This window comes from Catenulispora pinisilvae (assembly GCF_015356865.1).
GTDB classification, from domain to species: Bacteria; Actinomycetota; Actinomycetes; order Streptomycetales; family Catenulisporaceae; genus Catenulispora; species Catenulispora pinisilvae.
Genome location: NZ_JAAFZA010000308.1, coordinates 1 through 10,799, shown reverse-complemented (window position 1 = coordinate 10,799; position 10,799 = coordinate 1). Strand labels below are relative to the sequence as shown.

Below are 10,799 nucleotides of genomic sequence, written 5' to 3'. Positions count from 1 at the left end.
GGTCTTCACAATCCGTCACCCTGACATGACCAGGTCGGTGATTCGCTGTCCTACCCATGTGGGCCATGGCGCAATCCTCCTATCGGGTCAGAAAGTCGCGATCTTCTTCACCCGATCAGCGCATCATTTGACAGACTGCCCCCGCCGCGCCCCGCCCGGGGCCTACCCTTGGGCAATGGACCAGGCTCACGAAGTGCCGGTCGCCAGCGACTCGGCCCCGGCGTCACACCCGACGGATCAGTACGCGCATGTCCTGGACGTCGCGGGGCACCTCGAGCCCGAGCTGGTTCTCTTCCGCCGGGACCTGCACGCCAATCCGGAGCTGAGCCGCGGCGAGTTCCGGACCACCGCGGCCATCGCCGCCCGCCTGGAGCGGGCCGGGCTCGCGCCGCGGGTCCGCTCGGCGGGCTCCGGTCTGGTGTGCGACATCGTGCCGGCGGGCTGCCCGGACCCCGGCAGCGAGCGGCTCCCCTTCCTGGCCTTCCGGGCCGACATCGACGCGCTGCCGGTGCAGGAGGTCAGCGACCTCGACTTCCGGTCCCGGGTGCCCGGGGTGATGCACGCCTGCGGGCACGACGTGCACACCGCCGTGGTCCTCGGCGCCGGGCTGACGCTGGCCGAGCTGGCCCGGGAAGGCCGGCTGGAGCGCCCGGTGCGGCTGATCTTCCAGCCCGCCGAGGAGGTCATGCCCGGCGGGGCGCTGGACCTGGTGGCCGAGGGCGCGCTGGCCGGGGTCAGCAAGATCCTTTCCGTCCACTGCGATCCGAAGCTGGACGTCGGCCACGTCGGGCTGCGCACCGGGGCCCTGACCGCGGCCTGCGACATGGTGTCGCTGACCCTGGACGGCCCCGGCGGGCACACCTCGCGCCCGCACCTGACCGCCGACCTGGTCTACGCGCTGGCCTCGATCGTGACCGAGGTGCCGGCCGCGCTGTCCCGGCGCATCGACCCGCGGGCCGGGCTGTCCCTGGTCTGGGGCCAGATCTCGGCCGGCAGCGCGCCGAACGCCATCCCGGGCACCGGATCGGCCAAGGGCACCATCCGCACCCTGGACCAGGACGCCTGGAACCAGGCCCCGGACGTGGTGCACGAGCTGATCGACGCGATCGCGGCGAAGTTCGGGGTCAAGCACACCCTGGACTACGTGCAGGGCGTGCCGCCGGTGGTGAACGAGGCCGAGTCGGTGGCCCTGCTGCGCACCGCCGCCTCCCGGGCGCTGGGCACCACCGCGGTGGTCAGCACCCCGCAGTCGCTGGGCGGCGAGGACTTCGCCTGGTACTTGCAGCAGGTGCCCGGCGCGATGGCTCGGCTGGGGGTGCGCACCCCCGGCGACAAGATGGTGCGCGATCTGCATCAGGGCACGTTCGTCGCCGACGAGGGCGCGATCGGGGCCGGGGTGCGGATGCTCGCGACCGCCGCGCTGTGCGACTGGATCAGCTGACGACGACTGGCGCGGCACAAACCTAACGGAACCTCAACGCGCGGCAAACGCCCGCGAACGCCTTGAACAGCACTTGGGCTGGGCGCCGACGAAATCTTGGTGCCTTATATCCCTTTCGCGCGCTTAGTCGCCACTTGGTGCGTGCGCCCCGTAATCCTCCGGCGGCGTCGTGCGATCATGCCGAAAACGATCGCACGTTCCGGGATCACAGGTGTATTGCGATGTGGCCCCGTAAGCGCTGAACTGACTGACCAACAGGGGCGGCCTGCTTACTCTGTCTACCGTTGTCCACATCGTGGCTGTGTTCGAAGCTGTGTTATCGCAGAAATCTGGAGGGGGAGCCGTGCGCACCACCAACATGACCAGGATCGCCGCCACCGCGGCCGTGGTGGCCCTGGCCGCCGCGGGCTGTGGCTCTAAGTCGACGCCCGCCGCTTCGAGCTCGACGAGCTCGACCGGTTCGACGTCCTCCACCTCGTCCTCGTCCTCGTCGTCCGGCTCGGCCTCGAACGCGAACTTCCTGGCCTGCATGGTCACCGACACCGGCGGCATCGACGACCGCTCCTTCAACGCCTCGGCCTGGAAGGGCATGCAGGACGCGCAGAGCGACGGCAAGGCGACCGTCAAGTACCTGCAGTCCACCACCGAGAACGACTACGTGCCGAACATCACGCAGCTCGAGGGCCAGAACTGCAAGCTGATCGTCACCGTCGGCGGCCTGATGGCCGACGCCACCGACAGCCAGGCGGCGGCCAAGCCCGGCCAGAACTTCGCGATCGTCGACAACAGCTCGGCGGACACCAAGACCAACAAGCCGATCCCGAACGTGCACGGCCTGGAGTTCAACACCGCGCAGGGCGCGTTCCTGGCCGGCTACCTGGCCGCCGCGTCCTCCAAGTCCGGCGTGGTGGCCACCTGGGGCGGCCAGAACATCCCGCCGGTGACCATCTACATGGACGGCTTCTGGGAAGGCGTCCAGTACTACAACACGGCCAAGAGCAAGAGCGTCAAGGTCCTGGGCTGGGACGAGACCAACCCCGGCAGCGGCACCTTCGCGAACTCCTTCACGGACACCAACAAGGGCAAGTCGATCACCGACGGCTTCATCAACCAGGGCGCCGACATCATCTTCCCGGTCGCCGGCGGCGCCGGCCGCGGCGCCACCGCCTCGGCCAAGGCCGGCAAGGCCAAGGTGATCTGGGTCGACACCGACGGCTGCGTCTCGGACAACGAGGACTGCTCGGTGTTCCTGGCCTCGGTCACCAAGGGCATCGAGACCTCGGTGAAGAAGATCGTCGAGGACGCCGCCGCCGGCAACTACAAGGGCGGCACCCAGGACGTCCTGGACCTGTCCAACGGCGGCACCGACCTGGTCTACGGCCAGCAGTTGGGCTCCTCGATCCCGTCCGCGCTGCAGAGCGAGATCACCGCGCTGAAGGCGCAGATCACCAGCGGCGCGATCAAGATCAAGTCGCCGTCCCAGCCGAAGTAACGCCGCCCCCTTCGAGAAGCGATCACGACCGATGCGACTGGAACTCCGTGGCATCACCAAGACGTTCGGGTCGGTGGCGGCGAACTCCGCCATCGACCTGACCGTCGAACCCGGTGAGATCCACTGCCTGTTGGGCGAGAACGGGGCCGGCAAGTCGACCCTGATGAACATCCTCTACGGTCTGCTGACCCCGGATTCCGGACAGATCGTGGTGGATGGACAGACGCGCGAGTTCACGTCGCCCGGTGACGCGATCAAGGCCGGGATCGGCATGGTGCACCAGCACTTCATGCTGGTCCCGGTGTTCACCGTCGCCGAGAACCTGGTGCTCGGCAACGAGGAGTCCCGCGGCGGTCCGCTGGGCTGGCTGGACCGGCGCAAGGCCAAGGCCGACGTCAAGGAGGTCTCGGCCCGCTACGGCCTGCCGGTGGACCCCGAGGCGCTGATCGAGGACCTGCCGGTGGGCGTGCAGCAGCGGGTCGAGATCGTCAAGGCCCTGATGCGGGACGCCGAGGTGCTGATCCTCGACGAGCCGACCGCCGTGCTCACCCCGCAGGAGACCGAGGAGCTGTTCACGGTCATGCGCGGGCTGAAGGCGGCCGGCAAGTCCGTCGTCTTCATCACCCACAAGCTGAACGAGGTCCGGGCGATCGCCGACCGGATCACGGTGATCCGGCGCGGCGCCGTGGTCGGCAGTGCTGAGCCCACCGCCTCGGCGCGCGAGCTGGCCTCGTTGATGGTCGGCCGGGATGTGCGGCTGGTCGTGGAGAAGGAGCCGCGCGAGCCCGGCGAGGTCGCGCTGAGTGTGCGGGGCCTGAAAGTGACGGACGACCGCGGCTTCCTGGCGGTCGACGACGTCAGCTTCGACCTGCACGCCGGCGAGGTGCTGGGCGTGGCCGGGGTGCAGGGCAACGGCCAGACCGAACTCGTCGAGGCGCTGACCGGGCTGCGCGCCGCGACCGGCTCGGCCGAACTGTTCGGCCGGCAGCTGGTCGGGGCTTCGCCGCGCGCGGTCCTGCGCCAGGGCCTCGGGCACGTGCCGGAGGACCGGCAGCACGACGGCCTGGTGCCGGACTTCTCCATCGCCGAGAACCTGGTCCTGGACCAGTTCGACAACAAGCCGTTCGGCGGCCTGCTGACCCTGGACCTGGACGCGATCGCGAAGAACGGCGCCGACCGGCTGGCCGAGTTCGACATCCGCGCCGAGTCCGAGCGCACCCCGGCCGGCGCGCTGTCCGGCGGCAACCAGCAGAAGGTGGTCGTGGCCCGGGCGTTGCAGCGCGACCCCAGCCTGCTGATCGCCTCCCAGCCGACCCGCGGCGTCGACGTCGGCGCGATGGAGTTCATCCACAAGCGGATCGTCGAGCAACGCGACGCCGGCAAGCCGGTGCTGATCGTGTCCACCGAGCTGGACGAGATCACCGCGCTGTCGGACCGGATCGCGGTGATGTACCGGGGCAAGATCGTCGGGATCGTGCCGCCGGATACTTCGAACGAGGAGTTGGGCCTGCTGATGGCCGGCGGTTCGGGGGACGAGGCGGAGGCTTCCCTTGAAGCCGAAGCAGTGGAGCCGGTTGCTGAAGCAGTGGCCGAGCCCGACATCGAAGCCGAGGCAGTCGAGCCGGTTGTCGAAAGCGAAACGCCCGCCGAAACCGGGCAGCCCGCGGCCGAGGAGACCCCGGCCGCCGACCAGAGCAGTGAGAGCGCCGATGAGTGACCGGCTCAAGCGAATACTCGCCGGGATCGGCTCGGCCAACACGGTCACCGTCACCGTCCTGGCCTTCGTGCTGTCGGTGGTGATCGGCGGCGTCCTGATGATCCTGTCCGACCAGCACCTGCTGAGCCAGTGGGGCTACTTCTTCCAGCACCCCACCGACGCGCTCAGCGGCTCCTGGGACAAGGTCGCCAACGGCTACACCGCGATGTTCCACGGCGCGGTCTACGACCCGCACGCCAAGCAGGCGCTGCGGCCGATCGAGAACACCGTCGTGGACGCCACCCCGCTGGTGTTCGCCGGGCTCGCGGTCGCGCTGCCGTTCCGCGCCGGGCTGTTCAACATCGGGGGCCAGAGCCAGCTGATCATCGGCGCGGTCTGCGCCACCTGGGTCGGCTTCACCGTCTCGGCGCCGATGCCGCTGCACGTGCTGCTGGTGGTCATCGCCGGCATGATCGGCGGCGCGCTGGTCGGCGGGCTGACCGGGCTGCTCAAGGCCCGGTTCGGGGCGCACGAGGTGATCAGCTCGATCATGCTGAACAACATCGCGCTCGGCGTGCTGGCCTGGCTGATCAAGACCAAGGCCTTCCACGACCCGAACCGCCAGGACGCGATCAGCAAGCCGGTCAAGGACACCGCGCTGCTGCCGGCGATCCACGGCAGCAGCCCCGAGCTGAACTTCTCGACCGTGCTGGCGATCCTGGCCGTGCTGCTGGTCTGGTGGGTGATGTCGCGCTCGACCCTCGGTTTCCGGCTGCGGGCCCTGGGCTCCAACCCGGACGCGGCGCGCACCGCCGGCATCTCGGTGTCCCGCAACCAGGTCTACGCGATGCTGCTGGCCGGCGCCCTGATGGGCCTGGTGGCCGTGACCCAGATCAGCGGCACGCTCTCGGCCTCGCACGCGATGACCACCACCCTGGACAACGGCATCGGCTTCACCGGCATCACCGTGGCGCTGCTGGGCCGGGGCAAGCCGGTCGGGGTGGCGCTGGCCGCGCTGCTGTTCGGCGCGCTGGACGCCGGCGGCGTGGCGATGGAGGCCGCGACCACGCCGACGGTTCCGCACGACGTGGTGACCGTCGTGCAGGCCGTCATCGTGGTCTTCGTGGCCGCGCCGAAGCTGGTGCAGGAGATCTTCCGGCTGCGCGACGTCCGGCGCGGCGACATCAAGGGCAGCGGCACCGGTGCCGCGCCGTCCGTCGCCCCGGCCACCGCGGTCGACTCCGCGGCGGAGGCGGTGTGATGCGCGCCCTGTCGACGTACGTTCCCGAAGCGGCCCAGGCGGCCTCGAAGGTGGAGGTCCACTGAGATGGCCGTAGCGACGATCGCCGCCGCGCCGACCGCGATAGCCGGCGGCACCGAGGCGGACACCCGGCGGTACACCGCCGGGGCCACACAGATCATCATGGGCCTGGTGATGCTGCTCGGCTTCGGCCTGGGCACCCGCACCGCGCACGGCGCCAGCACCACCTTCGGTATGACGCTGGTCTCCAAGCAGGGCACGCACGTCCCGGACTGGGTGTTCCCGGCCCGGCCGGTGATCGTGGCGCTGGCCGTGGTGGTCGTGCTGCTCGGCGCGGCGCGGCTGGCCGTGCAGCTGCCCCGGCGCTGGCGGCTGATCGGGACCTCGGTGGTCCTGTTCTGCTTCACCTTCGCGTTCATGGCCTGGAGCGCCGCGGATCCCAAGGGCGGCGAGCGGCTGATCCTGCCGTCGGTGCTGGACTCGATGGTGATCGCGGCGGTGCCGCTGGTCCTGGGCGCCCTCGGCGGCGTGGTCGGCGAGCGCTCCGGCGTGGTCAACGTCGCGATCGAGGGCCAGCTGCTGTTCGGCGGCTTCATGACCGCGCTGGTCGGCACCGCGACGCACAGCCTGTGGATCGGCGTCATCGCCGGCGTCCTGGCCGGGGCGCTGATGGGCCTGCTGCTGGCGGTGCTGGCCATCCGCTACCTCATCGAGCAGGTGGTGCTCGGCGTGGTGCTGAACCTGCTGGCGCTGGGCGTCACCGGCTTCCTGTTCAAGTCGCTGATGCAGACGAACCAGAACTCGTACAACAACCTGACGCCGTTCACCACCGTGCGCATCCCGGGCCTGGCCTCGATCTGGGTGATCGGGCCGGTGGCGTTCGACCAGCCGCTGATCGTCTACATCGCGGTGTTCCTGGTGATGCTGGTGCACCTGGGCCTGTTCCACACCCGCTGGGGTCTGCGGACCCGCGCGGTCGGGGAGCACCCGGCCGCCGCCGACACCGTCGGCGTCAAGGTGCTGCGGCTGCGCTACCGCAACGTGATGCTCGGCGGCGCCTTCGCCGGCCTGGGCGGCGCGTGGCTGGTCGGCAACGTCGGTAACTTCACGGAGAACATGACCAACGGCAAGGGCTTCATCGCGCTGGCCGCGGTGATCTTCGGCCGCTGGTCGCCGTTCGGCGCGCTGGCCGCGGCCGCGCTGTTCGGCTTCACCGACGCGCTGGCCAGCCAGACCTCCTCGCTCCAGCTGCCGATCCCCTCGGACCTGCTGACCACGCTGCCGTATGTGGCGACGCTGTTCGCGGTGGCCGGGCTCATCGGCCGGGTGCGGGCACCCGCGGCCGACGGCAAGCCCTACATCAAGGGCTGAGCCGGCTGAGCCGGCTGAGCCGGTCCAGCCGGTCCAGAGGCCGACCTGATCGAAAGGCTAACCTGATCGCCATGGAGATCGACTGGGCCGCCCTGCGCACCGCGGCGCGAGCGGCGATGGCGCACGCTTACGTGCCGTACTCGAAGTTCCCGGTGGGCGCGGCGGCGCTGGTCGCCGACGGCCGGATCGTCAGCGGCTGCAACGTGGAGAACGCCTCCTACGGCCTGACGCTGTGCGCCGAGTGCGGCCTGGTGTCCGCGCTGCACGCCTCCGGCGGCGGGCGGTTGGTCGCCTTCGCCTGCGTCGACGGCGCGGGCGCGGCGCTGATGCCGTGCGGGCGCTGCCGGCAGTTGCTCTTCGAGTTCGGCGGCGGCGAGTTGGCGGTGGATCTGGGTCCTGATACGCCGCCGACGAGCATGGCCGAACTCCTCCCGCGGGCCTTCGGCCCGGACAACCTCAGCACGCACAGCTAGGAAGCCGCACATGGACGCCATCACCGTCATCCGGGCCAAGCGCGACCGCGCGGAGCTCACCGACGAGCAGATCGACTGGATCCTCGCCGCCTACACCGACGGCCGGGTGGCCGAGGAGCAGATGGCCGCGCTGGCGATGGCGATCCTGCTGAACGGGATGAACCGGCGCGAGATCGCGCGCTGGACGCAGGCGATGATCTCCTCCGGCGAGCGCATGGACTTCTCCGCGCTCACCCGGCCGACCGTGGACAAGCACTCCACCGGCGGCGTCGGCGACAAGATCACGCTGCCGCTGGCCCCGCTGGTGGCGGCCTGCGGCGCGGCGGTGCCGCAGCTGTCCGGCCGCGGCCTGGGCCACACCGGCGGCACCCTGGACAAGCTGGAGTCGATCCCGGGCTGGCGGGCCCGGCTGTCCAACGCCGAGATGCTGGCGGTGCTGGCCGACGCCGGCGCGGTGGTCTGCGCGGCCGGCGACGGGCTGGCCCCGGCCGACCGGAAGCTGTACGCGCTGCGCGACGTCACCGGGACCGTCGAGTCGATTCCGCTGATCGCGTCCTCGATCATGTCCAAGAAGATCGCGGAGGGTACTTCCGCGCTGGTGCTGGACGTGAAGTGCGGCAGCGGCGCGTTCATGAAGGACTTCGCCGACGCCCGGGAATTGGCCCAGACCATGGTCGCCCTCGGCGCCGACCACGGCGTGGCCACCACCGCGCTGATCACCGCGATGGACAACCCGCTGGGCCGCACCGCGGGCAACGCCCTGGAGGTGCGCGAGTCGGTCGAGGTGCTGTCCGGCGGCGGCCCGGACGACGTCAGGGAACTGACACTGGCGCTGGCCCGGGAGATGCTGGCGGCGGCCGGCCTGGACGGCGTCGACCCGGCGGACAAGCTCGCCGACGGCTCGGCCCTGGACTCCTGGAAGCGCATGATCCGCGCCCAGGGCGGCGACCCGGACGCCGAACTGCCGGTCGCGAAGGAGACCCACGTGGTCACCGCCGAGCGGGACGGCGTCCTGGTCGGGATGGACTCGTTCAAGGTCGGCGTGGCGGCCTGGCGCCTCGGCGCGGGCCGGGCCCGCAAGGAGGACGCGGTGCAGGCCGGGGCTGGCGTGCAGTGGCACGCGGTGGTCGGCGACACCGTCACGGCCGGGCAGCCGCTGTTCACGCTGCACACCGACACTCCCGAGACGTTCGACACCGCGCTGGAAAGCCTGGCCGGGGCTTGTGAATTCGCCGACGCCGGGACGGAGTTCACCCGCTCGCCGCTGGTATTGGATCGCGTCGTCGCCTCCAGCCGGTAATGTCTGTCCATGGATGAAGAACTGATTCGCAGGGCTCCGAAGGCCCTGCTGCACGACCACCTCGACGGTGGTCTGCGCCCGCAGACGGTTATCGAACTGGCCGACCAGTACGGATACACCGACCTCCCGGAGTTCGACGGCACCGCTGAGGGCCTGGGCCGGTGGTTCGCCGAGGCGGCCGATTCCGGGTCGCTGCCGCGCTATCTGGAGACCTTCGACCACACGGTCGGCGTGATGCAGCACGCCGACGCGCTGTTCCGGGTCGCCGCCGAGTGCGCCGAGGACCTGGCCGCCGACGGCGTGGTCTACGCCGAGTCGCGGTACGCGCCCGAGCAGCACCTGGAGGCCGGGCTCAGCCTCGACGAGGTGGTCGAGGCCGTGGACGCCGGGTTCCGGGAGGGGGAGCGGCGGGCCGCGGCGGCCGGGAACCCGATCCGCGTCGGCACACTGCTGACCGCGATGCGGCACGCCGCGCGCTCCTCGGAGATCGCTGAACTCGCGGTGCGGCACCGGGACCGGGGCGTGTCAGGGTTCGACATCGCCGGGGCCGAGGCCGGCTACCCGCCCACCCGGCACCTGGACGCCTTCGAGTACCTGCGCCGGGAGAACTTCCACTTCACGATCCACGCCGGCGAGGCGTTCGGGCTGCCGTCGATCTGGGAGGCGTTGCAGTGGTGCGGCGCCGATCGGCTCGGGCACGGCGTCACCATCATGGACGACATCCTGGTGGACGCCGACGGCAAGGTGACGCTGGGCCGACTGGCGGCGTACGTGCGGGACAAGCGGATCCCGCTGGAGATGTGCCCGACCTCGAACCTGCAGACCGGGGCGGCGCGCTCCTATGAATCCCACCCGATCGGGTTGCTCCGGGAATTGCACTTTCGGGTGACGGTGAACACCGACAACCGGCTGATGAGTTCCACCTCGATGACGCGCGAGTTCGCCGAACTGCACAAGGCCCACGGCTACACGCTGGAGGACATGCAGTGGTTTACGATAAACGCGCTGAAGTCCGCGTTCCTGCCCTTTGACCAGCGGTTGGAGCTGATCAACGAGCAGGTCAAACCGGCCTACGAGCGACTGCGCGGCCAGGCGTCCACGAACCCTGCTTAAGGGGATGCGGCGGGCCTGGAAAGGCCCGCGCGGCGTTCTGTTATGAGAATTGGGAACCACCTTTTCGGCGGACGGCATGTTGGATCCGCCGAGTCATTGTCGGTAGCTTGCGTATCCGCCGCATCGCACGCCGCGATCGCGGTCCCCTATGCAATCCGCGAGGTATCACCGATGTCGAAGGTCACTCCCAGCGCGCTCCGCGGTCTGAGCGTAGCCGCCGGCACCGTCGGCCTGGTCGCCGTCGGGGCGGCGGTCGCGGCCGGCCAGGCCAGCGCCGCCGACTCCGGGCTGCCGGGGCTCGACGGCAACGGCCTGCCGGTGTCCACCAACGCCGTGCCGGCCGTCGTCGGCGCCGTGGCGCACAACCACGGCACCATCGCCGGCATCCCGCTGTCCGGTCTGCCGGTGGTGGGCCAGATGTCGGGGATGCTGGACAGCGCCTCGCCGACCGCCGACTCCCTCCCGGGCCTGGGCTACGCGGACCTCGGCGAGCTGCCGGTGGGCCGCAGCCGCCCGATGCCGGGCCGGGCGGCGTACGCCCCGCAGCACGCGGCCCCGGCGCACACCGCGCCGTTCCGCACCGCCGCCCCGGTCGCCGCCCCGGCCCCGGCCATCCCACCGGCCGCGGCCCCGCTGCCGCAGGCTCCGGCCC

At 70.6% G+C, this 10,799-nt stretch carries 8 protein-coding genes and 1 pseudogene; all 9 read left to right on the top strand.

The window, feature by feature from the left end; translation table 11 throughout:
• Positions 1–175: 175 nt before the first annotated feature.
• The gene (locus tag IZR01_RS44225) at positions 176–1,441 is read left to right on the top strand and encodes an amidohydrolase (RefSeq protein ID WP_194897513.1); all 1,266 of its coding nucleotides are present in this window, start codon (positions 176–178) and stop codon (positions 1,439–1,441) included.
• A 343-nt stretch (positions 1,442–1,784) separates the two neighbouring features.
• The gene (locus IZR01_RS44220; protein WP_194897512.1) at positions 1,785–2,933 is read left to right on the top strand and encodes a BMP family lipoprotein; all 1,149 of its coding nucleotides are present in this window, start codon (positions 1,785–1,787) and stop codon (positions 2,931–2,933) included.
• Positions 2,934–2,964: 31 nt separating this feature from the next.
• A complete protein-coding gene (locus IZR01_RS44215; RefSeq protein WP_194897511.1) occupies positions 2,965–4,650 on the top strand; it encodes an ABC transporter ATP-binding protein in 1,686 nt (561 codons plus the stop codon).
• Complete coding sequence (locus IZR01_RS44210; RefSeq protein WP_194927319.1) at positions 4,643–5,890, top strand: ABC transporter permease; 1,248 nt, start codon at positions 4,643–4,645, stop codon at positions 5,888–5,890. The genes IZR01_RS44215 and IZR01_RS44210 overlap by 8 nt, the downstream gene beginning before the upstream one ends.
• Before the next feature lie 66 nt (positions 5,891–5,956).
• Positions 5,957–7,261, top strand: coding sequence for an ABC transporter permease (locus IZR01_RS44205; RefSeq protein WP_194927318.1), 1,305 nt, complete (start codon positions 5,957–5,959; stop codon positions 7,259–7,261).
• A 71-nt stretch (positions 7,262–7,332) separates the two neighbouring features.
• The gene (locus IZR01_RS44200) at positions 7,333–7,734 is read left to right on the top strand and encodes a cytidine deaminase (protein ID WP_194897508.1); all 402 of its coding nucleotides are present in this window, start codon (positions 7,333–7,335) and stop codon (positions 7,732–7,734) included.
• A 10-nt stretch (positions 7,735–7,744) separates the two neighbouring features.
• Positions 7,745–9,034 (top strand): thymidine phosphorylase, encoded by a 1,290-nt coding sequence (locus IZR01_RS44195; protein WP_194927317.1) that lies wholly within the window; start codon positions 7,745–7,747, stop codon positions 9,032–9,034.
• A gap of 9 nt (positions 9,035–9,043) precedes the next feature.
• Entirely contained in the window at positions 9,044–10,147 is a 1,104-nt protein-coding gene (locus IZR01_RS44190) for an adenosine deaminase (RefSeq protein WP_194927316.1), read from the top strand.
• Between the two features lie 171 nt (positions 10,148–10,318).
• Positions 10,319–10,799, top strand: a pseudogene (locus IZR01_RS44185) (hypothetical protein); the annotation flags it as partial.

Coding starts and splice junctions, on each gene's coding strand:
- IZR01_RS44215 (WP_194897511.1), top strand. CDS start 2,965: ATGCGACTGGAACTCCGTGGCATCACCAAGACGTTCGGGTCGGTGGCG.
- IZR01_RS44195 (WP_194927317.1), top strand. CDS start 7,745: ATGGACGCCATCACCGTCATCCGGGCCAAGCGCGACCGCGCGGAGCTC.
- IZR01_RS44200 (WP_194897508.1), top strand. CDS start 7,333: ATGGAGATCGACTGGGCCGCCCTGCGCACCGCGGCGCGAGCGGCGATG.
- IZR01_RS44205 (WP_194927318.1), top strand. CDS start 5,957: ATGGCCGTAGCGACGATCGCCGCCGCGCCGACCGCGATAGCCGGCGGC.
- IZR01_RS44210 (WP_194927319.1), top strand. CDS start 4,643: ATGAGTGACCGGCTCAAGCGAATACTCGCCGGGATCGGCTCGGCCAAC.
- IZR01_RS44190 (WP_194927316.1), top strand. CDS start 9,044: ATGGATGAAGAACTGATTCGCAGGGCTCCGAAGGCCCTGCTGCACGAC.
- IZR01_RS44225 (WP_194897513.1), top strand. CDS start 176: ATGGACCAGGCTCACGAAGTGCCGGTCGCCAGCGACTCGGCCCCGGCG.